Source organism: Haloarcula sp. CBA1122 (assembly GCF_009741785.1).
Lineage (GTDB): Archaea > Halobacteriota > Halobacteria > Halobacteriales > Haloarculaceae > Haloarcula > Haloarcula hispanica.
Window position 1 is genome coordinate 20,017 of sequence record NZ_WPCB01000022.1, and the last position, 25,088, is coordinate 45,104.

The window sequence follows — 25,088 nt, forward strand, 5'->3', positions numbered from 1 at the left end:
ATTCACTGAGAGAGGGTCTCGCGGTACACGTCCAGTACCTCCTCAGCAGTGCGTTCCCAAGAGTACTTGTTCGCTTGCTTGCGACCACGTTCGGCGAGTGCGGTTCGTGCCGTTTCGTCGGTTAGGAGTTCATTTGTTGCTGTCGCCACAGCATCTGGACAAAGCGGATCAGACACCAACTTGGCGCCGTTGCCAACGATTTCTGGTACAGCGAACCGGTTGGAGGTGACCACTGGGCAACCACATGCCATGGCTTCAAGATTTGTGAACCCGAACGTTTCGTGAAGTGTTGGATTAATAAACGCTGTCGCACCGCTGTACAGCAATGGTAGGTCCTCGTTCGCTACGAACCCTAGGTCAACGACACAGTCATCAAGACCCAACCGGTTGATCAGCGACGGGATGGCTGACTCTTCCCAACTACCACCGGCAAGGACCAGATTCAGATCAGGCCACTGTTCACGTATTTCAACAAAAGATCGCAGGAGTGTCTCACGGTTTTTCTTTTCCATGTAGTTGTTCACATTCAGAAGATAGGGGGGACAGATATCGAACTTCGAGGCGACCGTCGATGCAGCGCCGTCGATAGGCTTGAATTGTTTGTCGACCCCTGAGTAGACTGTTCTAAACTTCGAAGCAGGAATATCAAGCGCCGATGCGAAGTTCGACGCAACTGTCTCAGAGACGGCCACAAACGTATCGACCTGGTCAAGTAGTCCAATCTTGCTGTACAGTTTTTGAATCGGGACATCGATGTATCGTCGGTGCCACGGTGCGAACTCTGGCAGCACGAACGGTAGATCGCCGTGAATAGTGATAACGTGGGTAACGTCAAGTCCGAACACTAATGGACGTTTCCAAGGCACATAATTGTAATGGAGGACGTCTAGGTTCAGTTTCGAGATCTCCCATTCGAACTGGCCAATAGTCCGAGAGAGGCGGACTTCCGTAGCTCGATCATAGATAGGGTTCTCTGATTCACGGTAGTGGATGCAATGTAGATCGACTCCATCAAGTTCGGTGAGTTGCAGACATAAGTTTTGTAAATAAACACCGGGTCCGGAAGGTCCAAAATCAAGCGGCGCCGTCACGATACCGACTTTCATTTCTTATTCGACAGTATATTTGAGTGTTTATAAAAACACCGAGAACGACGGCTTAGCCACGATTGGTACTATTTCGGATCGGTTTTGGCTGGATAGCGAACCCTACAACGAGTGTCGCCAGTACTGGAAGTCCTCCAAACCCAAAGAGGATGACCGACTCAAAGAATGTGACAACGAGCACCATCGTGAGCATCGATAAAGATGTAGCAGCCGTCAAGTCGGTCAGGTTAAATATAGAATGTCGGTACGCTAGACCCAGCAAAGTTATCTGTGCCGCCAGTCCGATAATTCCACGAGTCAGAAGAACGAATATGTAGCCGTTGTGCAGGTTTGATGGCACATTTGCTGCCGATCGTCCCCCGAATCCGATTCCGAACAGTTCGTGACCGTCCAGTGCACGAATTGAAGCCGCCCAGTAGTCAAGACGATCGTACAAGAACAGTTCACCAACTCCCAAGATATCAGGAACCATACCGACTATTGCCGCAATCATGTACGCACTCAGAGTTAGCCCGCTACATAAGAGTACGATCACGAAACGACGCCCAGCATATTGGTATGCGACGAATAGTGACACGCCTGCGGCCCACCCGAGCAGAGATGCCCGGCTCAGGCTCAGACACAGACCCAGAACAACAACAGCGAGTAGACCAATATTGACTCGTCGTCGCGAGGACGTGCAAACACCGAACCCAGCTAGCACCCCAAGCCCTGAAATGTACCCATAGGGATTCGGGTTGGCCAAGAACGACGAGAAAGGCTGAAACGTCGCACCGAAGACTGGAATTGTCGCTGGAACGGGGTACAATGAGAACTCGAGCCCTGCTATATCGTAGGTTCCGACGAGGTACGTTGGCAACCCCAGCAGAGTGACGCCTGCGGAGACGTAGAACACGATCCGATGGAACTGCTCAGGAGAAATGACATTTGGTACGACGAATAGTAGGATGAACGATCCGATCATGAACAACGGTAGGCGAACAAGCGCCCATAGATTAGGAGATGGGGTCAGTGCGTGCGGTACGTAAACGAACCAAGTAATCAGATACATAAGTAGTGCGTATCGGGGGATACGTAGCGACGAATTACGGTACACCGCAAGCACACCGGCCAACATTAACGCCGGAACCGTAACGCCGATGTGAATCGTCTCTGGAAACGACGTGTAAGTAAATAGACTCCCAACTACCGCAAGGATCAAAAGACGCGTGAGGAGCGACGGTGACAGCTGAATTGACTTGTCAACCCACTGACCATCCTGGCCCGATTGATTAGCAGACATTCTGATCGAACACTCCCAATCCTACCGTTGACTCGTTCTCAAGACACATGTATAGTATTTTTTTAATTCTTTGAAGGTTCAACGGCCAAATTGCTCGGGTGCGCGGACACTATATATATCAATCAGTTGTCCGGCGATGTAATTCCAATCGAACTGTTTCGAATTGGCAAGTTCGAACCCTCCAGACGCCAATCTTTGTCGGTATGCTGGCTGTGCCACGAGTTCATCAAGTCGACAAGCAAACTCCTCCGGTGTCGTCTTTTCCAGTATGATACCAGTCTCTCCACTGGTAATATACTCGGTAAAACATGGAAGTGCAGATGTTATCACTGCGCTCTCGAACGCCAGCGAGAGTTGGAGCGCCCCGCTCGTTGTCCCTTCTTTGTACGGCAGTGCGACGATATCGGCATGCTGAAAATATCTCGCCAGTGCTCTATCAGGAATGAACTCGAAATGTGTCTCAACGCCGTCAGTATTGCGTGCTCTCTCCGCATACTTTTCATCGCCGTCGTTAATCGGTCCAACAACCCATGGTTCAAATTTTGTCTCTGCGTAATTAAGTGCATTGAGAAATATCTCAATCCCTTTGTGCTCTTTCACGCCGAAAAACAGGACAACTGGTCTATTAGTATCGTTATATGGACTGGAATCAGTATCATTAATATACTTTCGGAAGAAGCAGTAATTACCATGTCGTATCACACTTGTCGGCGTCGTGATTCCATCTCGGAAGAGCTCCCGTCTAAGCGTCTCGGTGTGGACTATTAGATGATCTGCCAACCGAAAGTGCCAGTTAGCAACGGTTGCTGACAGGGAATGTATATTTCCCAGCCGTTGTTCAGTTCTTTCGTGCACAGTACGTACAACGGGCACACGAAGGGCCTTTAGTAATATCGTGATGCAGAGTGTGTGCCACTGTGTTCGTAGGTGTGTATTCATCTGAACAACATCCGGATTGGCACGAAGTAAATAAATGAACAATCTGAGTTGCAATAACATGGTTTGAAGAATATTCATGATTTTACTGTCGTTTCCGGTATACACGAAGTGTTGCTCGGAGACATAGTTTGGAAAGTGATCGCTGTCATCTGTCCCAACGTAGAACACGTCAATATCAAGTTCTGGGTGCGATTCATGGAGCCCTCGAAGTTGGTTCAGTGCGTAGTGGTAGTAGCCAGCGCTAGTTCCGTATGTAAAATAACATAGTCGTGGGCTCCTAGACATAATTACAAGTCGTAAATTGGAGCATCAGGCTAAATTAGTATTTTGTTCGCGTGTCCATCTCGTATAGCAGATAGCTTTTTTTTGACGAGTGGTAATATGAGCATATGATTGATAGACTGTACTCCGAAAGCTGGGATTTGCTGGCCATCTTCGACGCCTGCCGGTACGACGTATTTGAGCGGGTACACTCGGAGTACGTCGCGGGGTCGCTGGAGCAGGTTCGGTCACCGGGAACCGGAACGCCGGAGTTCCTCCAGTCAGCGTTCCTTGAACCGATGGATGACGTGGTCTACGTCTCCGCGAACCCGTTCGTCTCCACGACCGATTCAAGGCTTGAGGAGTTTGACGCTGGGGAACTGTTCCACGACGTCTACGAACTCTGGGATACGGACACCGACCCGGATCTGGGCGCCGTTCCGCCAATCACAGTTACCAAGGCTATCGAAAGGGCCACAAGGAAGTACCCAGACAAGCGGATCATTGCACATTACATCCAGCCACACGTCCCGTTTCTCTCTCATGGGAAACTAAACCAACCGGAGAACTTCGTGCTTCGCGACGTTGACGGCGACGGGGTTCTCGCACAGCGGCGGAACCGACTGGATAACAAGCTGAAAGGCCGGCTCGGGAAGGGGCGTCTCTGGCAACTCAAGCGGCTACTAGGACTTAACGCCGCCGAGGACATGGAGGTCATCCTACAGCGAGGGGGACACACAGCGTTGAGGGGCGCCTACGAGCACAACCTCCGGTGTGCGCTGTACTCGGTCCGCGATGCGATTGCCACGGTCGGCGGGCAGAGCGTGCTGACGGCCGATCACGGGGAGCTACTCGGGGAGGAAAACGACTTTGGACACGGTCTCTCCCGGGACCACGACGTGTTGCGGGACGTGCCGTGGTTCACCGTTGACAGCGAGGCGACGGCGGAGATAGACCCGACGCCGCCACAAGAGAGGTGGGTGACGAAGACGAGCGGGGAGACAGTCACGGACTCCGTTGAGTCTCGCCTCTCGGATCTGGGCTACGTGAACAGGTGAACTATTGCCGTTCAATGTGCGTCCGGTACATCGAGACGTAGTGTTGCATCGTGTTTTCGACGCGGTGGCGTTCAACTGGATAGCTCAGTTCGACGTGTTCGGTTGAGAGCAGTTCATCCATCTTCCGCCGAATGTCTTCAGCAGTCACCCTTGACAGCACCAGATGGGGAACGTATTCCTGATACTCCGGTACGTCCGGTGGACACACGCAGGGAGTCCTGACGGAAAAGGATTCAATGGGTACGCGCCCGATGGCCTCTTCGCGTGAGGGTAACACTGTCAACTCCGCGTTCGCCATGTAATGTATTACCGTGTCGTGGGGGACAGCCCCGTCGTACTTGACACCCCCGGCTCCTTCTATCGAAGAAAGCAGGTCGGCATCAACGACTTCACCAACGATGACAAGTCGCTCCTCAGATTCCAGTGACCGATGTGCATCCAGTAACGCGTCAACGCCTTTCCGCCGGGCTACGTCACCCACGTACAGGATATAGTCCTCCTCGGTCGGTCGGCACTCGCTGTCCGGGTCAGGAAATCCATCAAAATCGATTCCGACAGGTGCCTGAACGATCCGTTCAGTCCTATGTTTCGCGGCGTCCGCGACGTTTTTCGAAATGGCCACGAAGAAATCGCCACGGGCGGCGAACGAAGCAGACCCGAGGTCTTGTCCTTCGATCACAACTGTCGAACCGAGTTCTTTCGCGATATAAACACCCCATTCGTAGTATCGCTTCGTCTGTGTGTGTACTATCGAAACGGGGGTGAGTAAGACGAATACTACGACAGCGAAAAGTGTAATGAGGCGATTGTAGCCTGCCCTGATACGCGGGAAAGGGCCGTCCATCGACTGGGGCGGTATCAACAGCCGAAAAATAGTCTTGCTCTCGTTGCGTTCGACCGCTCGAGAGAGTGAGACGAAACACGTCAGAACGACGGCCCGCTCAATAACTCCTCTCTCGATCAGGCCACTTGTGATCTGTTCGAAGTGGACTGCAGCACCGCCTTTGAGCGGTGGATATATCGGTGTCAGAAACAAACCTCGTCTCGTCATCGGTTACTCTTTAAAGTGGTACGACAGGGATCGAGCGTAGCGGTTCTGATCTGACGTTCGGAGTTGTGGTCTTGTGTATTCTCTAATATCATCATACTGTAGAACCGTATTCTGTTGCAAGGTTGACGAGTGCATCTGCGTACTGTTTTCCGACAGTGTTCGGAGAGAACTGGTCGAGAATATGCTGCCGAGCGTTCTGGCCGTACGTCTCATGATCATCTTCGAACAACCGTTCGATAGCATCAGCGAGGCTTGAAGGAGTAAGTTTCGATGCCTTGGTCCCCGTCACTCCATCGGTGTGTATCTCCTGAATCCCCCCCGCTATGTCGTACGTGACGGTGGGTAATCCACTTGCCATCGCCTCCAATAACGCGTTCGGGAACTGTTCGAAGTTCGTTTCTTCAGGCAGGGACGGCAGTACAAACGCGTCGGAGCGAGCGTGAATTGAGGGTATCTCATCATGTGGCAGTCGTCCGAAAAAAGTGATGCGGTCGGCTACCCCTCTCTGACTCGCTTGCCGTTCTAACTCTGATCGCAGTTCACCGTCACCGACAATGAGAACAGACACTTCGCAATCAAGCATCGCAATTGCTTGAATGAGATTGTGGAGACCTTTTTCGGGAACCAAGCGGCCGACATAGCACAACGTCATCGTGTCATCGGACTCTTGGGATGGTTTCGAACTTGGAGAGAATTTCTCCGTATCTACAGGATTGTATACTTTGGATATCTGTCGGGGGTCCGCTCCGAGCGAGACCAGATGTCGTCGAGAGGTACTGCTAGGGGTGAAATACAGGTCATACTGCCGTACAGTTGGTTTGATCACTCTGTCGAAAACTGTAGTTTGATACAGGTCGTCCGCCAAACGGCCAGCCAGTGACCCACCAGGGTCAGCAAAGTGGGGTTTGTGCGTCGCTACACTGTAGAGGGCACACGGTATATTCCTGAGACGCGCTGCCCACGTCGATAGTATCGAAGAGATAAAAAAGTAATCACCGGTCATGAGTACGTCGTAGTCGTGTGTCAACATGTGGTAACTGATAGAGGGGTTGTACCACTGAAGTCCCCGTGTTTCGACGGCAGGGAGTCTTCGTATGTTTAGGTTTTCAGCTTGGATATCCTGTTCTCCCCATTCACTACGTCTCGGCCTCGAAGCTGACGAGGTGAACAATGTCACGGTGCCCGGGAAGTGCTCGCATATCGCTCTGAAGAAGGGTTTTTTGTACGGTGCGATAACATTATGGTAGATAGCAAGTTCCATTTGTGTACGGGTTAACGTCGACGTAACTATGATGTCGAGAGTGTGTTCTATCTGTGAGTTTCCTGCTGGCCCACGCCTTAGTAAGAGATACTCCCGGGATATTGAATCCATCGGCAGATAATAGCGTAGTACTCAAGTCGGGGAAATTGAATGTGTGAATGAATAGAAAAGATAATATTTGAACGCACATCTCGAATCGGTGCAGGGAGCAATTCGTTGTTTGGTACCTGTACAAATAGGCTCCGTCAAGTCATGAAGAGCGTGAATCAAGATAGCAGCTTGGACGGTAATCCCGTGAGACACAACGATTAGGTTAGTCATCGTCTGTGAGGGGACTTTGGTCGGTGTTTTCGATGAATATCTCCCTGCCCCGTTCGGACAGGATTGACTCGTCGAACTTGAAGTTGTATTGTTCCTCCAGTTCTCTGAGTGTCGCATGTGACGCTTCGATATCCTCTTTGAGACGTTGCTTGCGCTCGTAATCCTCCGGTAGCGTGTATCGACCACGGAGGAGAGCTGTGAGATACGGCCGGAGGAGAAAGAGACTCTCATAGAGTGCGGCGTGTGACTTCCGTGTCTGGAAGTAGTGGGAAACGTAGCTACGGAGGGTGATGCCACTCCGGAACTCGGCCGTCTTGATCATCCGTGACTTCTGCTTTCGTGTGGTTTCGTCATCAGGATTTAGTTCCCGGTAGAAGGGTTCGTGCTGGAGCCAGATGATGCTGTCCGAGGCGAACAATCGACGCCACCGGTCCGGGTCCTCGCCATAAGTCATGCTTCGGTACGGGCACTCAAGCATGAGGTCCCTAGAAGCGATGTTGATAGAGTGGCCTTTGAGGTAGAACTCCCGGTCGATGTGCTGTTGCAGTTGGTGGAAGATGGCGATGAAGTCTTGAATCCCCTCGCCATACTCGTCGTCTGCATCGAGCGATTCCAAGATAAAATCGCCACGAGCTTCGCGGAACGATTGGTTTCGCGCTTCGGCGATATTGTCGTTGTTCCCGACGCTGTATCTGAGCTCGGGATATTCCTCTTCCAAATCCGCGAGGATCTCCAGACTCCCGTCTGTCGACCCATCGTCGACGATCAACACCTCGTACTGGTTGTCGATTTGGTCGAGGATGCTTCGAAGAGATACCTCGATGGTCTCGGCCATGTTGAGATTGACCATTGCGACGGTGTATTTGACCATATACGTACTACTTATGCAGAGTTGCTTCGTGTTGACATCTTAGAGGGTACCTCTACTTTATCTACTTTACGGGAAGACGGGGACTCCGTTTAATCGTTCCGTCGGAGCGGCTTCGACATATCCTTTCCCGTATCGGTACGGCTGCTGTACTTCTTCTAATGAGGTGCGACACCAGAGCCTAGTGTATTCACTTGACAATTGGAGTTACTACCTGGAATAATCATTAAAAATGCAGAGTAATCGATGTTCACTCATTACTACCAATCAGAGCCATAGGTGGCCAGAATAGACGCGAATTCTTACCTCAGTTTTCACCCACTTACATTTTCCATCCATCAAACTAATGTGTGTTACTGGTTTTAGCTTACTTAATCAGATGAGCCTCAGATTGTTTAAGAAGGCAATTAGCAACCCAGAGTATATCATACCGTATATTGTCAAAAAGTCTAGAGTGAAGGAGTTACGTTACTCATCCCTAAAAAATAAATACCAGCGACATAAGTGGAAACGAATAGCCGGGACTCAGAATCTATCAGTCTCAGTTCAAGGCTATAATCTCCAATTAAATCCGTCTGACTACAGCATCTCTCGTCGTCTATATTTCGGCGAGTCGTACGAACCACTCACCACAGATTTCCTCACAACCGAGTTGAGTGAAGGTGACTCGTTCGTAGATGTTGGTGCAAATATAGGCTATTTCAGCTTGCTGGCTTCCTCTGTGGTGGGCAATTCAGGCCAAGTAATCGCATTTGAGCCAGAGCCTCAAAACTTCAATATATTGGAGAGAAATGTTGTGTCAAATGATTTGAACGGCCGGGTTTCTTTGTATCAAAAAGCTCTCGCTGACTCATCTGAGACCCTGATGCTGAATCACCATCCTACAAATAAGGGTATGCATAGCATCGTTAGCGAATTTGATCATAGGGAGGACGAAACGGAAATAGAGGCTATTGAGGGAGACTCAGTCCTTTCCGAGCACATAGACATAATCAAAATAGATGTTGAGGGAGCAGAGCCAAACGTGATCCGGGGACTTTCAAGTACACTTGAGAGATGCCACCCTACAATTGTGTTTGAATATGAAAACAGACACTGGGAAGAAGAAATAACAGTAATTATTGATATGTTAACGGATATTGGATACAGGCTCTATGGGATAGTAGACGAAACAGGTGAGAGAGTCTCTGTTGAGGAAATAGATGAGAATCTAAGGAGAGTAAATATCGTAGCCAAACATAAAAACCGAGTATAAATGGTTCGTATATCGGGACGGTAGTGTTTAGTTTGGAGCATTGTGCCAGCTGGTGAAGGCTTGGAGCCAATTTTCGGCTGTTTCTGGTTCGGCGTGACTGAAGCAGTTCGAAAAAGACGAGGTACGCCGCTTCAGCTCTCGAAATATCCGTTCGACAGCATTCCGATTTCCGTAGCGAGATCTCTGTAATCAGAGGCCTGATCGTTGCAGTGCAGTTTGGAGGTGTTGAGCGCCATCAACGAGAAATACAGCGGTATCAACATCGTGTTTTTGCTGAAGTTCGCGGAGAAACATCTCGGTGAGGGTGGTGGTCGTCGTTGAAAAGAGCCGGACGTGAAGCAGTTCATTCGTCGCGGGATCGCCAGCGGCGTACAGACAGAATTGCTGATCGTTGATTCGAATCACTGTTTCGTCCAACGCGATCTGATTCGGAGATCGCCCAGACTCTGGCTGTAGATCGGCTTTATGTACCCAATCGTGGATCGCTTTCCGACTGCGGTGGACATCCACCGCATCGAGTAGATCGACGGTATTCGACAGCGAGAGTCCCGCATGGTGACTGAATACCCAGCGCCATCGCCGGTTCGGGTGTCCGCTCACGTTCCACAAAATCCAAATCAATCCACTCTCTACTACCACTGAGGCGGCTGATTTCTGGCATAGGCACCAAGAAATCCGTCCGCCTCACTTTTCACGCTTAACTAAACACTACCCGCGAAGGCGTCGAAACCCTCCTTACCTGAGCACTGAATAGCCGTAACCGAAGCACTGACGAGCTAATGCAAGAAATTGAGGGCATCTTCGTCTAATGTGCGAAGTCAAGGAACTATACAGTGCCGTAACAGTGTGTGTTCCATATCTAATATGTCACCGGCCGAGGTGACGTACATGTGGGCCACTCATTTTTCCACCATAGAGATATGTCCCCATCCGGGAGTGTGCTTGTTCGAAGCCTAGTCTCCGTATTTCATTTTTGAATTTCGTATCAACAACATATTCTATACCATCAAACAGTTTGACTTGCGACTTTCCCAACACATAATAATTCTTGAAGATTCGCCAGATCTGCTGTAATGAGTACGATCCCCGGGGGCGACGTAAAGACCGATATACATGCCTGAGAGACGGCTCTGAATTTTCAATCCAGTCGGTGTACGGGTCTCGTCTAGCGATGTGTGGATTATTGCTGAAACTGGAAACCTTGCACAACGGGATATCATAGGAGGCAGTCTCCTCAACGATTGTGTCATTCCCCTTGACGGAATTTTCCCACTTATTGAATCGTACGTAATTTATTCTAGTATTATTCTCGAAGACTTCTAACAAGGATCGGATCTCGATATTTTGCAAAAATTCCCAGTCGTGCTCCACAAATAAGACGTACGGTGCCGAGGTCTTCTTGAGAGCATACTGTAACGCTGGGCGCAACCCTTCATTCAATTTTGTATGCAACTCTATTTCAGTATCTTCGATAACATCTCGAATATTTTGTTCATACACTGCACCCTCCTCTTGGAGGTGGCCATCTTTTGGTTTATTATACACAATTAGAGGATCAGTCACGATATCACTAGAAAAATCAACCACTTGACTTTGGACGGAACTGATAGTTTTTTCAATCAAAGATCCAGAGGGTGGAGCAATATCACCGTATTCTGCCCGGGGGGAATAGTGAGTGACGAAGATGGGATTAAGCATATATTACGTTTCTAGGCCCGTTCTCATATGACCATCGGAACAATAGATGGTTCAGCGATGAGTTTGGAATTTCACTTGTAAGTTTCGGCCCAAGCACTGGAATAAATAGAACAGAATTCGTGACCCAGTGCCAATCCCGGGTAATAGTAAGACGTTCTTGTTTAAGTGAAATAGTTCATCCCAGTCTCTTTGTACCTACGTCTAATAAATACCAGAAATGACTTCTCAGCGACCGGTGGTAATGCATGTGTACAAAAAATTGAGCTTTGGCGGGACAGCGAAGTCAGTAGAATTGTTCTTCCGTCATCACGATACAGCACTATTTGATGTACGCCTACGAACTATTGATGGGCTTGGTGCCCGTGGCAAACGACTACAGTCTAACGGCTATGATATCGAATCAGTCAATTCTGTAGAGGCCTTACACCGCCGTTTGCAACGTGATGATATTGATATTGTGCATGTCCACGGAAGTTTCGAACGGGGAGATGAAGTGATTACTGCCGCTCACCAAGAAAATACGCCAGCGATATTCAAGTCTACGCATTTCGGTATGGAAGAGGATGGGGATCTGTCTGACCTAATTGACAAGTATATATACATAAGTAAGTTTATATTTTTGCGTTATCTCTATCTCAATGAGATTCCACTCCAACACCCACACTGGGAGTCTAACCACCGCGTTTTATACAACCCTCTGAACACTCAAGCACAGCCTTCAGCCGTGTCTGACATGTACCGAAAGAAATTTGAGATACCTAAGTCACATATCCTCATTGGCAAAGTTGGTCGCGCCGTCGCAGCAAAATGGGGCAAAATTACATTACGCGCATTTGAACGGCTTCTGCGTGAGCGGTCTGATGTCCATCTTCTTTTAGGAAATCCTCCAGAAGAAATACGATCCAAAGTTGACCAATTAGGTATGTCAGACAACGTCTACTACGTAAATGATATACCTCTCGGGGAGATGTATCACTTTTACGACTCGATTGATATCCTTGCTCATTCCAGCAGAATGGGCGAGACTTTCGGTTATGTGATGGCAGAGGCGATGCTGCGGAGAACACCTGTTGTGGTGAATTCGCAACCGATGAGGGACAACGGCCAGTTGGAACTCATTCGAAATGACGTCACAGGATACGTAACTGGCTACATTGATCCGTATCTCGATGCACTAAAGACACTCATAGATGACGATACCACACGCAAGAGTATGGGGCGCCGAGCAAGGACCAGTATTACAACACGATTCGATGCCTCCAGACTCACTCGACGACTTGAGCGTATTTACGTTGATGAATTGATGGACATAGGAGTACTCTCTGCTTCGAACCCGGCATCAAAATATCGGGGTGCAATGATTACCGATATGGTGGCGTTTGACGCTGAGTATCACCAACGACTTCGTGAATTGTACGGTGGTACATCTATGAAATACGAACTAGAGCGTTTGACGTGGGAAGGTATTAAACGACTCCCAAGATTTCGTATGGAATTGTACAAAATCGCTTCAAGTAGAGGACCATTCATAGAGTAGGCTGCTGGTCTCGATCTGCAGTTGAATTGTGCTGCTACATTTTGCTACTAGACGGCGAGTCACCATCCGTATGAAGACAACCGTGCCTGTTTTGTATGCTCATATCGATGCGATAGATAGAGAATATAATGTCCAGAGAACTCTCCTATCGTGATCAAATCAGGGCGCTATGTCGTGTCGCTCAGTTTCGTCCTGTATTCACTGCTGGGATTATTCTTTTGAGTCTTATGGCTGGAGTGATGGAGGGCATCGGTATCAGTTTTTTATTGCCGATCATTAAACAGGCGCGTGGCAATACCGATCCTGGGAGAACGGTTGAGATATTTATCACAGTCTATGAGACGCTCGGGATTCCTTTCAACCTAGAAACCATCATTGTCGGTATCGCCGTGGTAATGATAGTCCGATATACGGCCTCCTTTTTTGTCGCATGGTCACGAGCGATATTACAAACCACGTATGTCCGTTACCTACAGACACAAGCCTATGAGGGGGCACTTAATGCTCGGGTACAGTACTTCGATAAAAAAGGTTCAGATGAGATATTAAATTCAATTGTCACGGAGTCCAAAGAGGGTGCCAACGCGATTAATCAGATGGTCCGGATTGTAGAACAGAGTTTTCTAATACTGGTGTATTTCGTAATTGCGCTATTGTTAGCTCCAAACCTGACCCTAGCAACAGCCGTCGTTTTTAGCTTTAGTTGCATACGTGGTTAGACGTGGCGTTGAGTCCGGATTGGTGATCGGTAAAGACATGGCAGAAGCGAATGAAGGGATCCAGACTGCTGTACAGGCAGGGACTCAAGGAATCAGAGATATCAAATTGTTTGGCCTCAAACATGAGATGTTCAGTAATTTCAAAAAATCTGCGGATGCATATGTATCATCAAGTATAAAGATAGTCAGAAATAAGTCTATAATGCAAAACGGGTATGAGCTACTAACGGCACTCACAGTATTCGTTTTGATATACGTCGTACTTCGGTTTACATCGCTATCGATAGCGGGACTGGGCGTGTACTTGTTTGCAATGTTCCGCCTAGCCCCCCGGGTGAGCAACATGAATACCTGGGTTTATAAACTTGAAGGGGCGTTGCCTCACCTAGTCCGGACTCAGAACTTCATCGACGAACTGCACACACAGCGCGAACCCGATACGTCCAGCGAGCCCGTTCCGGATGAAGTCGACAGGGTAGCGGCTGATGGGGTGTCATTCTCCTATGGCGACGGCGAGACGGTGCTCAGAGATATTTCATTTGCGGTTGAGAACGGAGAGTTCGTCGCGTTCGTCGGTCCTTCCGGTGCAGGTAAGTCAACCGTTGTCTCACTTCTCACGCGTCTGTACGAACCGGATAGCGGGTCAATCATCGCCGACGGGACCTCGATAGACGAATTCGACATTCAAGAATGGCGAGAACACGTCTCGGCCGTGCGACAACACCCGTACATCTTCAACGATACGCTGTGGTATAATCTAACTGTCGCCAACCGAAAAGCCAGTGAAGAAGCCGTCAAGCGTGCCTGCGAAGTTGCACAGGTCACGGAGTTCTTCGATGAACTGCCGGACGGCTACGAAACCCAACTGGGCGACAACGGCGTTCGACTGTCCGGCGGGCAGAAACAGCGAGTCGCACTCGCCCGGGCACTGCTCAAGGAGTCGGACTTGTTGTTGCTCGACGAAGCGACCAGCGACCTCGATACGAACATAGAGAGCAAAGTTCACGACGGAATTGAGTCCCTGGAGCAGGACCGTGCGATGATCGTCGTTGCGCACAGACTTTCGACAGTCATAAATGCGGACCGGATATACGCCGTCGAAGACGGCCGGATCGTTGAGCAGGGGACGCACAACGAACTGTTAGCGAACGAGGACGTGTACGCGGAACTCTATTCGATCCAAGCTTAAGAAGGCCCCCCGAAAACAAACGCTAAAATGGTTTACGAGTACAACTACGATACAGAATTCCGATGATTTGTCTAACTGGTGACGTCCATCACGCCTACGATAGCCCCGAACAGCAGAAATACAACGGTTCGGAGGTCGACGCGACCGTCGAGTACACCGAAATAGCGTCCAGTCACGGCATCAACCTGACGCTGTTCGTCACGGGCAAAGCAGTGCAGTTGGAGGGCGAAAAGTTGCGGCTGGTGGCAGAGCGCGAGAACGTCGAAATCGGCGGCCATACCTGGAGCGCGTTCCGTCCGCTATGGTTACACCGAAGGGTTTTCAACCGACTGTTCGACTCCATCTACGGACCGAAACTATTCCAGCGGTACGACGTGTACCGCACACTCCAGATTCTCGAACGGTTCCTCAATGGACCAATCAGGTCGTGGCGGACACACTCCTACGCGTCGACGGACGCAACCTACGAAATCCTCTCCGATTCCCCGGTCGAAGCCATCTCCGACGAGAAGGATCCGGACGCGCGGTTACCGTACAGACACACCCAATACGCCCTCCACGAGGTACCAATAAACGTGATCACTGATCACGAACACATATATCACGGCGCACGGACCCGTGAGTCCGTTCAGGCGAACATCGACGGGGGCTGGATTGACCCCTTCGGTCCGGAGTCATACACCATTGAGCAGTGGACTAAGAAGGTGATCGACACGATTGATGAAATCGAACGTGAAGGCGGGATCGCGACGCTTCTCGTCCACCCAGGGTGTATGAAGGCCGGGGACGACTTCCGCAGTTTCAAGCAAATCTGTGAACATATCGAGGCACAGGGCTACACCACAAGAACAATGAGTGACGTAGTTTCAAACCAAGGTACAGCGTTCTCAGAGAGACAAAAATATGAGTGATCCGACAGCCATCGTGATCGGACTCGACGGCGCACACTTCGAACTCATTGATCGCTGGATAGAGGATGGAAAACTCGAAAATATAGGCTCACTTATTGAGACTGGAGTTGCGTCAGACATGGAGTCGTGCCTCCCGCCCGTGACCTCGCCGAACTGGAAGTGTTATTCAAGCGGGCAGAACCCGGGGAAGTTGGGCATCTTTTGGTGGGAGAACATCGATGTAGACGAACACAAGGTATACTACCCCACGGAGCGGAAGAGTCGGCCCGACGAAATCTGGGACTACCTCAGTCAAGCGGGATACGAGATTTGTAGCATCGGAACGCCACTCACTTACCCACCAAAGAGCGTCAATGGAGTCCTAGTCTCTGGGGGCCCTGACGCGAGGGAAACCGGGTACACCTACCCCGAGGAGCTGGAAGATACACTCCGTGAGGAACACGACTACAGGGTCCACCCGGAGACATCTATCGCTAACGACCGGGAGCGTGCAGCGATGGAGATACACGACCTCATAGCGAACCGGTTTGAGACCAGCCTCAGCCTGATGAAGGACGGCGACTACGACTTCGTCCAGATCACCTCGTTCTACATCAACGTTCTTCAGCACCACTTCTGGGACGACTGGGAGACGATGCGCGGCTGGGAGATCATCGACGAATACGTCGGCAGAATACGGGACAAGTATCCGGATTCGAATCTCGTTCTGATGAGCGATCACGGGGCGAACAAACTCGATACGGTTTTTAATATAAACACATGGCTGTCGGAGCAGTCGTATCTCTCCTACAAATGGCAGTACCGGGTCACGTCAACGCTCGCCGACCTCGGAATCACACGCAGCAATATCGTCAGCGTAACTGACGTGTTGCGCCTCACATCGCTGATCAAGCGGCTCGTACCAGGATCAGCCATTGACACCGTTCCAACCGATACGGCGGAGTTAAAACAAGAAGCAAAGACTGATTTCGTCGACTGGAACAGCTCGAAGGCAATCGCGAGCGGACAGGGGCCGGTGTACGCCCTCGACGAGAGTGCTGTTGACGAGATGCGAACCGCACTCGAATCGGTGACCATCGACGGAGAGCCAATATTCGAGAACGTGTACAAGCGGGACGAAATATATCATGGTGAGTTCATCACCGAGGCTCCGCATCTGATGGTAGACCAAGCCCCAAACGTCCATGTGAGGGGGTCACTTGGTCGTGAAATGGTGTTCGATGAGATATCAAGTAGCGGCTGGCGAGCTGAAAATAAGAAAATAGGGCTATTTGTGGCAGATGGACCAGATATAACCGGCCCGGCTAACGGGGAAATCTCTATACTTGACCTAGCCCCGACACTACTGTCACTGTTCAATATCGAACCACCGTCGGAGTTAGACGGAAACGTTTTAGAGGGTGTTATCCGTCCTTCCAGCAGTAATTCCAAGGTTTAGTTTCAGCAGTTGACTTTCAACGATTATTATCTTAAAGCCACTCAGAGTGTCTGTAAATCTAATTTATCTACTTTGTCTAAGTAGTTGAGTCCATCTGATTCTTCAACTTTAGACGCATCTACACTTCAGATTCGCACCACGTCAGCCAAGCACGTATATCGATGGCGCGAAACACCTCCGAGCTGCACTGCAACGATTCGGGTTCCGATTTCAGACAGAACGCCACGGAAATCGGAATACTGTCAAACGTATCTTCCGAGAAGTAAAACGTCGAACTTCTTCGTTTTCAAACTGTTTTAGTCACGTCGAACCGAAGACAGCTGAAAATTGGCTCCAGAGTTTCGCTAGCTGGCACAATGCTCCAAACTAAACACTACCGGCTCCAGAAATGAAAGGTCTACATTAGCCTCTTGTTTAGACTCTTGATTATGCTGTACGAAGCCGAAATTATTGTCTAATTCGTGTCTGATAGAGGTTTAAATCGAGTTATAATATTCATAGTCTCCCCCCATTGATTGCCTGTAACCACTCTTTATATCCTTTGGATGACGTTTCAATGACGTGTGTGGACTTGGTAGCTCTTCATATTCTTGCTCCGACATAGCCAATGGCTATCGGGAGAGTGTAATAGGTTTACAATATTCCATCAAAAAAGTCGGGTTTACTAAATTGTAGTAAGTCTACCCAAACATCTGGCGCATCATCGGATGCATCTCCATGAGCTGCTCTTCGGCGATCTCCTCGTACAGCTTGTACGTAATGGAGACCGTCAGTAGCAGCCCGGTACCGGAGACGCCGCCGATGGTACCCAGCATGTTGGCCATCACGGCGAGCAACCCAACCAAGGCGCCGCCGATGACAGTCACTTGCGGGATATACCGCTCGAGGACCTTTTCGATGACGCCGACGTTCTGTCGGAAGCCGGGGATCTGCATCCCAGAGTTGTGGATCTGCTTGGCCGTTGCTTCCGGGCCCATGTCGGTGGTTTCGACCCAGAACACGGCGAAGACTGCGCCGCCGACCAGCATGACGAACAGGTCGATTCCAACGCGGGTCAGGATCTGCCAGACCGGCTGAGCAGTCCCTTCCAGCCACCACATCCAGTCGCCACGGCTCTGAATGGGGGCGAGGAAGTAGAACAGGCCGCCGGTCGGCTGGCCGTTGGCGTACGTGCCAAGGAACGCTGGCATCGAACCCAGCTGGGCGTTCAGGATACGGCCCAGGAACTGGATGTTCGCCTGCAGTGCCCGGACGAGGATCATCGGCAGGACGCTCGCGTAGATGAGCTTGACCGGGAAGCGGCCACGGGCTCCTTTCACGCGGGCGTTCGACAGCGGGATCTCCACGCGGACCGATTCAGCGTAGACGACCACTGCGAAGATGAGGACCGTCGTGAACAGTCCCAGCAGTTCGCCCTGCAGCAACACGGTCTGGAGGCCATCAGCAGCCAGCACTGGCCCGGTGCCGCGCTCGCCGGTGATGAACAGGTACCAGGTGTAGATGATCCCTTCGTTGTTGCCGATAAACGGCGTCGTCAGGATGCCACCGATGAGTCGCTGGCTCACGCCGGCGACAATGAACAGGCCGATACCGGAGCCGACGCCCCATTTGGAGATGACCTCGTCCATGAACAGGATGAGGACACCGCCGACGAACATCTGGGCGAAGATGAGCCACTGGACACCGGCCGTACCGATACCCAGTGAGTTCGCGACCGCCGTGTCAGCCGGGAGGAAGCCGCCGGCAAACACCATCGGGAGCCCGGTAAGACAGATCATCACGAGTACCAGCAGCTTCTGGAGTCCCTGATAGAGGATCTGGTCTCGCGGGTCGTCTTGGGTGTTCAGCCCGAGCAGGTCCGCCCCACCGAGGAGCTGTAACACGATGGACGCCGTAACGATCGGACCGATACCCAGCTGCATGATGCTCCCCTGGCCAGAGGCCAGAATCGAGGAGAAGCGCCCGAACACCTGTTGACTGGCGTCGATGTCCAGCCCGAACAGCTTCACGTTCGTCAGGAAGAAATACAGCAGGAGCACGCCTCCTGTCCAGGTGAGCTTGCGCTTGAACGGAACGTGTCCGTCCGGCCGCTGGACTGCGGGCATCCGGACAAGCAGTGGTTCGGCGGTGTCCTTCCAGCTCATCGTTCGTTATTCCTCGTCCGCGTCCGCGTCTTCGTCTGTCTCGGCCTCGGCCTGGCGCTCCTGGCCGAGGTCGGTCAGTTCGACGCTCCCGCCTGCGGCTTCGACTTTCTCGCGAGCGCCCTCGGAGAAGTCGTCGGCGATGAGCGTGAGTTCGTGGCGAACCTGGCCGGCACCGAGTACCTTCACGTAATCGGCGTCGTCGGCGTCTTCGACCACATCACGGACATCAACGCGGAAGCCACCGTCTTCGACTTCGGCGACGTCGTCGGCGGCCAGCAGCGTCACGTTCTCGTCGATCTCGCGAACGTCGATAGTGGCGGCCTCTTCCTGCACCTTCTGCGGGCGCTTGAAGCCGCTCTTGCCGAGCGGTTCGTGGTTGTGGAATTCGTGCTTGTCACGGCCTGCGGCACCGCGACCACCGCGGTGGCCGGCACCACGTCGGTTCTTGTGCGAGCCGCCGCCGTGCGTGCGCGAGCCACGCTGTCGTTTCTTTTTGCTCGTCATTATCGCATCGCCTCCAGGAGTTCGTCGATTCCCTCGGTGTCGTGTTTCCCGAGCTGCCCGCCCTCCTTGACGGGGTGTTTGACGCCGTCGTGGCCGCCACGGGGCGGGTGCAGACGGAGCGTCGGGGACAGTCCCTGCTCGCGTAGCGTCGTCTCCTCGGAGAGGAGCGCGAACGCGAGCCCGGAGATGTCGTCGTAGTCCGTGTGCTCGGCGACCCACTCGTCGTCCACGTCGGCGTCGCCCTCGAGCGGCTCGGCGCGCGTCGCCAGGACTGTCTCCAGCGTCTCCTGGCTCGGCTCACCGAAGGCGACGAAGTCGTTGACCTTCGTCACCATGCCGCGGTAGGCGTCCGTCTCGGGGACGAGCGTGCAGTGGTTCACGTGGTGGATGTTGAGCATCTCCAGCGTGTCCTGGATGTCGGTGTGCATGTTGACTTCGCCACGGAGCTGGACGAGCGCGTGCATCACTCGATCACCTCTCGTTTCTCGAAGGTCCGTTCGGGGACGCGCGCCTCGGCCGTGTTCTGCAGGGCGTTGAACGTCGCCTTCGCGAAGTTGACCGTGGTGCGCGTGTTCCCGCTACTGCGTGTCCAGATGTCCTCGATACCGGCGAGTTCAAGCACCTTGCGGACGGTCTCTCCGCCCGCGAGGCCCAGCCCGCGCGGGGCCGGCTGCAGCTCGACTTCGACGCTCCCGGCCTTGCCCTCGGTGCGCAGCGCGACCGTGTGCGGACGGCCACAGCCACACTCCCAGGACCCGCAGCCGCGGGAGACGTCGATGATATTCAGCTTTGCGATGTCGATGGCTTTCTGGATGGCACCGCCGACCTGGTCGTCACGCCCTTCGGCGTAGCCGATGAGGCCGTCGCGGTTGCCAACGGCGACCACGCAGCGGAACTTCACGCGGCGGCCGGAGTCTGTCATCCGCTGGACCATGTTGATGTCCAGCACTTCGTCTTCCAGGTCGGGAACGAGCTGGTCGACGACTTCCGATTCTTTCAGCGGGAGCCCGGAGTTCAGCGCCTCCTGCATGGAGTCGATTTCGCCCTCGACGACCTGCTTGCCGAGGCGTGTCCGTGGCTCCCATCCGTTGTTAGCACTCATAGTTCGATGTCACCGTCCAGTAGGGTCTCTCGGAGCTCGTCGAAGTGCTCCGGGAGGTCTGCAGCGTCGAAGTCACCGCTGTACAGCGGCTCCTCGAGCTGCTCGTCGTACTCGGCGATGTGGGCACCGCGCGTGCGCTGCCAGTCGGCGAGTACGTCGTCGTTGTGCGGAATGTCCAGGCCGGCGTCGATTGCGCCTTCCTGTATTGCGAATACTTTGCTTCCGGGGGTCGGGCTGTTGAGTCCGATGTCGAGCACTGCCTCCTCGATGCCCGCTTCCTGCGCGCGAAGCCCGGCGAGCAGACCGGTGAGGTAGGCCGAGGGCATGTTGCCCGTCGGGGCCTCCCAGCCGTACTCGGCGAGGTCGCTCGAGTGAGCGGACGCGAGAGTGTCGTCGCCGTTGGGGCCAAGCGTCACCAGCTGCGCCCTGACGTGTTTATTGCTCTTTCGAGCAACGAGACGTGGCTTACCGGATTTCAACAGGCGCAACCGCTGATGGTAATCGGTTCTGGCCTCGCGGCGTCGCCGCATCGGTACTTTGTATCGTGGTCCTGTCGCCATTATGCGTCACCGTGGTTTGCGTCGATGTAACGTTCGAGATCGGCAACGCTGTCGAACTCGCCACCGCCGGCCTTGTCGTACAGGTCGCGGTACTGCGAACTCGAAAGCGTTCCCTCGTCACGCAGTTCGCGCAGCTTCGTCCGCTGTGCGCGGATGCGTGACTCCCAGTCCTCCTTGGAGTTCTGCCGTGCGCCTGCCTTGCCCTTCCGGGAACCGGCTCCCTTCTGGTGGCCGTACGCACGCTTCTTCTGGCGCTCCCGGGCGCGTCCGCGGGAGTTGCCTTTCTTGTCTTTCGCCTGAATGGCGCCCTCATCGACCAGTTCGCGAACGTCCTCGCGGGTAATCGCATCGGCGATGTCGCCCTGTCGCTCGGGGTCGAACCAGACGCGGTTCTTCCCGACGTCGAGGACGTCAGCCGCGAGTCGCTTCTGTGCGGAGAGATCAGTCATCACTCACTCACCTCGACTTCGACGTAGGTGGGGTTGAGCACGCGGATGCCCGCGTCCTCGGCTTCCTCTTCGATTCGCTCGCGCTTGCGAGCACCGACCTTCGAGGCGATCCGGACAGCCTCTGTGTCGCCGTCGACGCCTTCGAGGTCGTCCACGTTGTGCACGCGAACCTCCTCGAAGCCGGACGGATGCTTGCCGCGAACCGCGGTCGGCGAGCGGAAGCCCGCCTCGACCGTGTCGCCCTTGCCCTTGATGCCGCGGCGCTGCTTCGAGAGCTGGCCGCGGGGCTTGCGCCACGAGGTCGAGACGCGCTTTTTCTTGTGGTGGTCCTGGCGGTTGAACTGCGGCTTGCCGACCCGGTGTCGCTGGGTCAGGAGCCGCGCGTCCTCGTCGGAGAGGTCCGGCGTCTTGTCGGTGAGCCCGCGGGCCTGGAGTTCCGTCTCCACGTCCTCGTCGGGCGCTTCCTCGCCGCCTTCCTCTTCGACTTCGGCTTCGGTCTCGGACTCGACTTCGAGTCCGCCGACGTCGGCCTTGATTCGGGCCGCCAGCGCGTTCCCGATACCGCTGACATCGGCGAGCGCGGACTGGTCGGCACCGCGAACGTCTTCGACCGATTCGAAGCCGGCCTCGCGGAGCGACTCCGCCTTGGACGGGCCGACGCCGCTGATGTCAGTCAGTTCGGTGTACTCTTCCTCTGCTTCGACGTCTTCTTCGTTATCCGCCATCAGGCGTCACCTCGGTTCGGTTTGCGGGTGATGTACACCCCGTCCTGGAACACGCGCACGTCCTTGTCGTTGATGCGCGTGAGCTGCTCGATGTCCGCGGCGGTCTGGCCGACAGCTTCGATGTCGGGACCGCTGATGGTCAGCTCCTCACCGTCGATTTCGACGTCCGTGTCGCCGTGGATCGTCGTGCGGCGGGGGGCCTTCTCGCCCAGGAAGTTCTCGATGACGACTTCGTCACCCTCGACGTCGACCTGCATCGGGAAGTGAGAGTAAAAGACCTCCATACCGTACTCCCAGCCCTCGGTCACGCCGTGGAACATATTCTCGATGTGGCTCTGGAAGGTACCGATCGTCGACATCGTCTTGGCGTTGTCCTCATCGGATTCGATGACGACCGTGTCGCCGTCGACGGACACGTCGATGTCAGGGTACCAGAGCCGACGCGTGACGCTGCCGTTGTCCCCCTCGACGGTGATGTCAAGGTGGTCCTGCTCGGCGTCCACGTCCTCCGGAATCTCCAGTTCTACTCGTGGCATTGTTAGTATACGTACGCGATGACTTGGCCACCGACGCCCTGCTCACGAGCCTCGTAGTGGCTCATGATGCCGTGGCTGGTCGTAACGACGAGGGTCCCGTAGTCACGGGCCGGGAGGAACCGCTTCTCCCATTTCTCGAACTCGTCTGCGCCCGCAGAGTAGCGGGGCTTGACCGGGCCACACTCGTTGATGGCTCCTTTCAGTTCAACTTCGAACTCGCCGGCTTTGCCGTCGTCGACGAAACTGAATCCGTCGATGTACCCGCGGTCGTAGAAGACCTCGAGGACGCTGCCGATCTCGTTCGAAGCTGGCGATACTGTCTGCTCTAGGTGCCCGACGCTTTCGGCGTTGTTAAGCGCCGACAGTGCGTTGGCAAATGGGTCGTTCCCTGTCATTGTTAGCTGTACTTCCTGAAGCCCATGCCTCGCGAAATCTCGCGGAAGCACTGGCGGCACAGCCAGATGTCGTACTTGCCGACGAGTCCCTGTTCGCGACCGCAGCGCTGACAGGACTCGAGCTGGCCAGTTCGCTCACTGGATGCCGTCTCGGAATCGGGCTCGTCTGTGGTTTCACTTTCGCTCATTCGCTCACCTCCACGTCGTAGGTCGACTCGATAAACGCGACTGCGTCGGCCGGGTTGAGTCGATGCTTGGTCGGAATCGAGCGCGACGCCTTGTCGCGCTTGGCGACGCGGTAGCCGGGACGGACGAGGTTAACCGTCACGTCCAGCCCGTAGATTCCGATGCTCGGGTCGTACTCCTGGCTCGGGAACTCGGTGTGTTCCTCGACGCCGAAGCTGAAGTTGCCGGTGTCGTCGAACTGGCTCGTCGCCAGTTCGGCCAGCGGCAGCGCCGTCTGGAGGAACTCTTCAGCCATCTCATCGCGGAGGGTGACCTTCGCACCGATTGGGTCGCCCTCGCGGATGTCGAACTCGCCGACAGTCCGCTTGGCCTTCGTTCGTACCGGCGTCTGCCCGGTGATTTCCCCGAGGATGTCCTCTGCGTTGGCGAGGTCACGGCCACCGTGGCCGATACCCATGTGAACGACGACCTTCTCGATACGCGGTTCGCGCATCTCGTGGAAGTCGCCGCCGGACTCACTCTCGGAGCTCATTCGTCATCACCTGTGAAGTTCTCGTCGATGACGACGACGTACTCTTCGACCGTCTCGAAGCCTTCGTCGCCATCCTGCGAGACTATCACGTTGTTCTGTGCCGAACCCGGCGTCACCTGAATCTCCTCGATTTCGCCGACTTCGCCCGCGTGGGCGCCGTCGACGGCGGTGACGAGCGCGCCCTCTTCGTACTCGAAGTGGGCGACGATTTCACCGTCCTCGTTGCCGACGACGATGGAGTCGCCAGCGTCGTAGGTCTGGGCGTCCTCGACGACGAGCGTCTCACCGTCGTGGAGGCCCAGCTGAACGTCGCCACCGGAGACGTGGGTCTTGGTGACGATTTTACCGAGCTTGGACTCGGCCGCGTCCGGGTCGATTGCGGTCAGCGCCAGCCGACCACCCTCGCCGGGGAACACGCGGTAGTACTCCTCGCGCTCGGTGAAGGCCAGGATGTCGAACATCCCGACGGGGCGTTCCTCGTCGGAGATGGCCTTCCCGTTGATGAGGACGTTGTCCTCGTTGAGGGCGTAGCGGGCTTCTTTGCGGTTGTCGGCGTAGCCGAGCACGTCCCGAAGAACGATGAGTAGGGGAACCCCGTCCTCACCGTGCGGGCCGGCGCCGGCTTTCACCGTAAACGTCGCGGTCTTGCGCTCTACGGGCCAACTGTTGGGCACCGAGAGTCGCTTCTGGTGGTTACTCATGCGGAATCATCCTCCGATTCGAGACGCGCCTCGCGCTTCTCGTCTTCGAGGTCCAGGTCCGTCACGCGGACGTTCGAGGTGTCAAGCGGTCGCGGGACTTCCTCGCCGTCCGTCTTCTCGAGCGTGACGTCTTCGACGTGGATGACGGCCTTGTCGAGATTGACCTCAAGGACTTCGCCTTCCTCGCCGGCGAAGTCGCCGCGGAGCACCTCGACGGTGTCACCAGCGTTGACGCGGACGTTGCGCTGGCCGTACTCCTCGCGGAGGTCGGCCGAAAGCGTCGCCCGGACCTGCTTGTGCCGCTCGTGAAGCGGGGCACGTCGTTGACTCTTGCGTTGTTTGTCTGGTTGCTTGCTCATG

Annotated in this window: 27 protein-coding genes and 2 pseudogenes; 8 read left to right on the forward strand and 21 right to left on the reverse strand. The window is 53.9% G+C overall.

What is annotated here, in order from left to right; translation table 11 throughout:
* Positions 1-2: 2 nt before the first annotated feature.
* The 3 genes from GJ630_RS10515 to GJ630_RS10530 form a co-directional block, all read right to left on the reverse strand.
* On the reverse strand, positions 3-1,106 hold the full coding sequence (locus tag GJ630_RS10515) for a glycosyltransferase family 1 protein (protein ID WP_191449860.1): 1,104 nt from the start codon (positions 1,104-1,106) through the stop codon (positions 3-5).
* A gap of 52 nt (positions 1,107-1,158) precedes the next feature.
* Positions 1,159-1,599 carry a hypothetical protein gene (locus GJ630_RS10520; RefSeq protein ID WP_191449861.1) on the reverse strand — a complete coding sequence of 147 codons (441 nt, stop codon included), beginning with the start codon at positions 1,597-1,599 and terminating at the stop codon, positions 1,159-1,161.
* Positions 1,600-2,466: 867 nt separating this feature from the next.
* Positions 2,467-3,612 carry a glycosyltransferase family 4 protein gene (locus GJ630_RS10530; protein ID WP_191449863.1) on the reverse strand — a complete coding sequence of 382 codons (1,146 nt, stop codon included), beginning with the start codon at positions 3,610-3,612 and terminating at the stop codon, positions 2,467-2,469.
* A 104-nt stretch (positions 3,613-3,716) separates the two neighbouring features.
* Here GJ630_RS10530 and GJ630_RS10535 point away from each other — a divergent pair, with 104 nt between their 5' ends.
* Positions 3,717-4,646, forward strand: a complete 930-nt coding sequence (locus tag GJ630_RS10535) for a hypothetical protein (RefSeq protein WP_191449864.1) — start codon at positions 3,717-3,719, stop codon at positions 4,644-4,646.
* A gap of 1 nt (position 4,647) precedes the next feature.
* On the opposite strand, the gene GJ630_RS10540 is transcribed toward GJ630_RS10535, so the two are convergent.
* From GJ630_RS10540 to GJ630_RS10550, 3 genes are all read right to left on the reverse strand, one after another.
* The gene (locus GJ630_RS10540; RefSeq protein ID WP_197427640.1) at positions 4,648-5,682 is read right to left on the reverse strand and encodes a glycosyltransferase family 4 protein; all 1,035 of its coding nucleotides are present in this window, start codon (positions 5,680-5,682) and stop codon (positions 4,648-4,650) included.
* Positions 5,683-5,788: 106 nt separating this feature from the next.
* Positions 5,789-6,958, reverse strand: coding sequence for a glycosyltransferase family 4 protein (locus GJ630_RS10545; RefSeq protein ID WP_197427641.1), 1,170 nt, complete (start codon positions 6,956-6,958; stop codon positions 5,789-5,791).
* A gap of 313 nt (positions 6,959-7,271) precedes the next feature.
* Complete coding sequence (locus GJ630_RS10550) at positions 7,272-8,150, reverse strand: glycosyltransferase family 2 protein (protein ID WP_191449867.1); 879 nt, start codon at positions 8,148-8,150, stop codon at positions 7,272-7,274.
* 376 nt (positions 8,151-8,526) lie between these two features.
* On the opposite strand from GJ630_RS10550, the gene GJ630_RS10555 reads away from it, so the two are divergent.
* Entirely contained in the window at positions 8,527-9,402 is an 876-nt protein-coding gene (locus tag GJ630_RS10555; protein ID WP_252718786.1) for an FkbM family methyltransferase, read from the forward strand.
* Positions 9,403-9,429: 27 nt separating this feature from the next.
* Here the strand turns inward: GJ630_RS10555 and GJ630_RS10560 are convergent.
* Positions 9,430-10,063: pseudogene (locus GJ630_RS10560) on the reverse strand (IS6 family transposase).
* A 206-nt stretch (positions 10,064-10,269) separates the two neighbouring features.
* The gene (locus tag GJ630_RS10565) at positions 10,270-11,100 is read right to left on the reverse strand and encodes a hypothetical protein (RefSeq protein WP_191449869.1); all 831 of its coding nucleotides are present in this window, start codon (positions 11,098-11,100) and stop codon (positions 10,270-10,272) included.
* Between the two features lie 241 nt (positions 11,101-11,341).
* On the opposite strand from GJ630_RS10565, the gene GJ630_RS10570 reads away from it, so the two are divergent.
* From GJ630_RS10570 to GJ630_RS10590, 6 genes and pseudogenes are all read left to right on the forward strand, one after another.
* Positions 11,342-12,637 carry a glycosyltransferase family 4 protein gene (locus GJ630_RS10570; protein ID WP_197427643.1) on the forward strand — a complete coding sequence of 432 codons (1,296 nt, stop codon included), beginning with the start codon at positions 11,342-11,344 and terminating at the stop codon, positions 12,635-12,637.
* 128 nt (positions 12,638-12,765) lie between these two features.
* The gene (locus GJ630_RS20570; RefSeq protein ID WP_371727382.1) at positions 12,766-13,356 is read left to right on the forward strand and encodes an ABC transporter transmembrane domain-containing protein; all 591 of its coding nucleotides are present in this window, start codon (positions 12,766-12,768) and stop codon (positions 13,354-13,356) included.
* Between the two features lie 37 nt (positions 13,357-13,393).
* On the forward strand, positions 13,394-14,545 hold the full coding sequence (locus GJ630_RS20575; RefSeq protein ID WP_371727384.1) for an ABC transporter ATP-binding protein: 1,152 nt from the start codon (positions 13,394-13,396) through the stop codon (positions 14,543-14,545).
* A 242-nt stretch (positions 14,546-14,787) separates the two neighbouring features.
* The gene (locus GJ630_RS10580) at positions 14,788-15,456 is read left to right on the forward strand and encodes a hypothetical protein (RefSeq protein ID WP_197427644.1); all 669 of its coding nucleotides are present in this window, start codon (positions 14,788-14,790) and stop codon (positions 15,454-15,456) included.
* The gene (locus tag GJ630_RS10585; protein WP_191449872.1) at positions 15,449-16,894 is read left to right on the forward strand and encodes an alkaline phosphatase family protein; all 1,446 of its coding nucleotides are present in this window, start codon (positions 15,449-15,451) and stop codon (positions 16,892-16,894) included. Before GJ630_RS10580 ends, GJ630_RS10585 begins: the two co-directional genes overlap by 8 nt.
* A 157-nt stretch (positions 16,895-17,051) precedes the next feature.
* Positions 17,052-17,264, forward strand: a pseudogene (locus GJ630_RS10590) (IS6 family transposase); the annotation flags it as partial.
* Between the two features lie 310 nt (positions 17,265-17,574).
* On the opposite strand, the gene secY reads toward GJ630_RS10590, so the two are convergent.
* The 13 genes from secY to rplX are packed head-to-tail and all read right to left on the reverse strand — an operon-like array spanning position 17,575 to position 25,087.
* On the reverse strand, positions 17,575-19,038 hold the full coding sequence (secY, locus tag GJ630_RS10595; RefSeq protein WP_014040867.1) for a preprotein translocase subunit SecY: 1,464 nt from the start codon (positions 19,036-19,038) through the stop codon (positions 17,575-17,577).
* A 6-nt stretch (positions 19,039-19,044) separates the two neighbouring features.
* Positions 19,045-19,542 (reverse strand): uL15m family ribosomal protein, encoded by a 498-nt coding sequence (locus GJ630_RS10600; RefSeq protein ID WP_008312927.1) that lies wholly within the window; start codon positions 19,540-19,542, stop codon positions 19,045-19,047.
* On the reverse strand, positions 19,542-20,006 hold the full coding sequence (rpmD, locus tag GJ630_RS10605) for a 50S ribosomal protein L30 (protein ID WP_129755370.1): 465 nt from the start codon (positions 20,004-20,006) through the stop codon (positions 19,542-19,544). Before rpmD ends, GJ630_RS10600 begins: the two co-directional genes overlap by 1 nt.
* Positions 20,006-20,644, reverse strand: coding sequence for a 30S ribosomal protein S5 (locus tag GJ630_RS10610; protein ID WP_004957374.1), 639 nt, complete (start codon positions 20,642-20,644; stop codon positions 20,006-20,008). The genes rpmD and GJ630_RS10610 overlap by 1 nt, the downstream gene beginning before the upstream one ends.
* Entirely contained in the window at positions 20,641-21,204 is a 564-nt protein-coding gene (locus GJ630_RS10615) for a 50S ribosomal protein L18 (protein WP_023843357.1), read from the reverse strand. Before GJ630_RS10615 ends, GJ630_RS10610 begins: the two co-directional genes overlap by 4 nt.
* Positions 21,204-21,653 (reverse strand): 50S ribosomal protein L19e, encoded by a 450-nt coding sequence (locus GJ630_RS10620; protein ID WP_191449873.1) that lies wholly within the window; start codon positions 21,651-21,653, stop codon positions 21,204-21,206. The genes GJ630_RS10615 and GJ630_RS10620 overlap by 1 nt, the downstream gene beginning before the upstream one ends.
* Positions 21,653-22,378: a 50S ribosomal protein L32e gene (locus GJ630_RS10625; RefSeq protein WP_008312922.1), complete on the reverse strand. Its 726-nt coding sequence runs from the start codon at positions 22,376-22,378 to the stop codon at positions 21,653-21,655. Before GJ630_RS10625 ends, GJ630_RS10620 begins: the two co-directional genes overlap by 1 nt.
* Positions 22,378-22,914 (reverse strand): 50S ribosomal protein L6, encoded by a 537-nt coding sequence (locus GJ630_RS10630; protein ID WP_004591564.1) that lies wholly within the window; start codon positions 22,912-22,914, stop codon positions 22,378-22,380. Before GJ630_RS10630 ends, GJ630_RS10625 begins: the two co-directional genes overlap by 1 nt.
* Before the next feature lie 2 nt (positions 22,915-22,916).
* On the reverse strand, positions 22,917-23,309 hold the full coding sequence (locus GJ630_RS10635) for a 30S ribosomal protein S8 (protein ID WP_004516956.1): 393 nt from the start codon (positions 23,307-23,309) through the stop codon (positions 22,917-22,919).
* 2 nt (positions 23,310-23,311) lie between these two features.
* Positions 23,312-23,497 carry a 30S ribosomal protein S14 gene (locus GJ630_RS10640; protein WP_004591563.1) on the reverse strand — a complete coding sequence of 62 codons (186 nt, stop codon included), beginning with the start codon at positions 23,495-23,497 and terminating at the stop codon, positions 23,312-23,314.
* A complete protein-coding gene (locus GJ630_RS10645) occupies positions 23,494-24,027 on the reverse strand; it encodes a 50S ribosomal protein L5 (protein WP_004591562.1) in 534 nt (177 codons plus the stop codon). Before GJ630_RS10645 ends, GJ630_RS10640 begins: the two co-directional genes overlap by 4 nt.
* Positions 24,024-24,728 (reverse strand): 30S ribosomal protein S4e, encoded by a 705-nt coding sequence (locus GJ630_RS10650; RefSeq protein ID WP_023843358.1) that lies wholly within the window; start codon positions 24,726-24,728, stop codon positions 24,024-24,026. The genes GJ630_RS10645 and GJ630_RS10650 overlap by 4 nt, the downstream gene beginning before the upstream one ends.
* The gene (rplX, locus tag GJ630_RS10655) at positions 24,725-25,087 is read right to left on the reverse strand and encodes a 50S ribosomal protein L24 (RefSeq protein WP_014040872.1); all 363 of its coding nucleotides are present in this window, start codon (positions 25,085-25,087) and stop codon (positions 24,725-24,727) included. The genes GJ630_RS10650 and rplX overlap by 4 nt, the downstream gene beginning before the upstream one ends.
* Between the last annotated feature and the right edge of the window lies 1 nt (position 25,088).

Excerpts from the sequence above, each read along its gene's own strand:
- rpmD (WP_129755370.1), bottom strand. The coding sequence starts at position 20,006 with ATGCACGCGCTCGTCCAGCTCCGTGGCGAAGTCAACATGCACACCGAC.
- GJ630_RS10640 (WP_004591563.1), bottom strand. The coding sequence starts at position 23,497 with ATGAGCGAAAGTGAAACCACAGACGAGCCCGATTCCGAGACGGCATCC.
- GJ630_RS10625 (WP_008312922.1), bottom strand. The coding sequence starts at position 22,378 with ATGGCGGATAACGAAGAAGACGTCGAAGCAGAGGAAGAGTACACCGAA.
- GJ630_RS10620 (WP_191449873.1), bottom strand. The coding sequence starts at position 21,653 with ATGACTGATCTCTCCGCACAGAAGCGACTCGCGGCTGACGTCCTCGAC.
- GJ630_RS10585 (WP_191449872.1), top strand. The coding sequence starts at position 15,449 with ATGAGTGATCCGACAGCCATCGTGATCGGACTCGACGGCGCACACTTC.
- GJ630_RS10535 (WP_191449864.1), top strand. The coding sequence starts at position 3,717 with ATGATTGATAGACTGTACTCCGAAAGCTGGGATTTGCTGGCCATCTTC.
- GJ630_RS10515 (WP_191449860.1), bottom strand. The coding sequence starts at position 1,106 with ATGAAAGTCGGTATCGTGACGGCGCCGCTTGATTTTGGACCTTCCGGA.
- GJ630_RS10635 (WP_004516956.1), bottom strand. The coding sequence starts at position 23,309 with ATGACAGGGAACGACCCATTTGCCAACGCACTGTCGGCGCTTAACAAC.
- GJ630_RS10565 (WP_191449869.1), bottom strand. The coding sequence starts at position 11,100 with ATGCTTAATCCCATCTTCGTCACTCACTATTCCCCCCGGGCAGAATAC.
- GJ630_RS10630 (WP_004591564.1), bottom strand. The coding sequence starts at position 22,914 with ATGCCACGAGTAGAACTGGAGATTCCGGAGGACGTGGACGCCGAGCAG.
- GJ630_RS10520 (WP_191449861.1), bottom strand. The coding sequence starts at position 1,599 with ATGATTGCGGCAATAGTCGGTATGGTTCCTGATATCTTGGGAGTTGGT.
- GJ630_RS10555 (WP_252718786.1), top strand. The coding sequence starts at position 8,527 with ATGAGCCTCAGATTGTTTAAGAAGGCAATTAGCAACCCAGAGTATATC.
- GJ630_RS10570 (WP_197427643.1), top strand. The coding sequence starts at position 11,342 with ATGCATGTGTACAAAAAATTGAGCTTTGGCGGGACAGCGAAGTCAGTA.
- GJ630_RS10610 (WP_004957374.1), bottom strand. The coding sequence starts at position 20,644 with ATGAGTGCTAACAACGGATGGGAGCCACGGACACGCCTCGGCAAGCAG.
- GJ630_RS10645 (WP_004591562.1), bottom strand. The coding sequence starts at position 24,027 with ATGAGCTCCGAGAGTGAGTCCGGCGGCGACTTCCACGAGATGCGCGAA.
- GJ630_RS10530 (WP_191449863.1), bottom strand. The coding sequence starts at position 3,612 with ATGTCTAGGAGCCCACGACTATGTTATTTTACATACGGAACTAGCGCT.
- GJ630_RS20570 (WP_371727382.1), top strand. The coding sequence starts at position 12,766 with ATGTCCAGAGAACTCTCCTATCGTGATCAAATCAGGGCGCTATGTCGT.
- secY (WP_014040867.1), bottom strand. The coding sequence starts at position 19,038 with ATGAGCTGGAAGGACACCGCCGAACCACTGCTTGTCCGGATGCCCGCA.
- GJ630_RS10600 (WP_008312927.1), bottom strand. The coding sequence starts at position 19,542 with ATGACGAGCAAAAAGAAACGACAGCGTGGCTCGCGCACGCACGGCGGC.
- GJ630_RS20575 (WP_371727384.1), top strand. The coding sequence starts at position 13,394 with ATGGCAGAAGCGAATGAAGGGATCCAGACTGCTGTACAGGCAGGGACT.
- GJ630_RS10615 (WP_023843357.1), bottom strand. The coding sequence starts at position 21,204 with ATGGCGACAGGACCACGATACAAAGTACCGATGCGGCGACGCCGCGAG.
- GJ630_RS10550 (WP_191449867.1), bottom strand. The coding sequence starts at position 8,150 with ATGGTCAAATACACCGTCGCAATGGTCAATCTCAACATGGCCGAGACC.
- rplX (WP_014040872.1), bottom strand. The coding sequence starts at position 25,087 with ATGAGCAAGCAACCAGACAAACAACGCAAGAGTCAACGACGTGCCCCG.
- GJ630_RS10545 (WP_197427641.1), bottom strand. The coding sequence starts at position 6,958 with ATGGAACTTGCTATCTACCATAATGTTATCGCACCGTACAAAAAACCC.
- GJ630_RS10650 (WP_023843358.1), bottom strand. The coding sequence starts at position 24,728 with ATGAGTAACCACCAGAAGCGACTCTCGGTGCCCAACAGTTGGCCCGTA.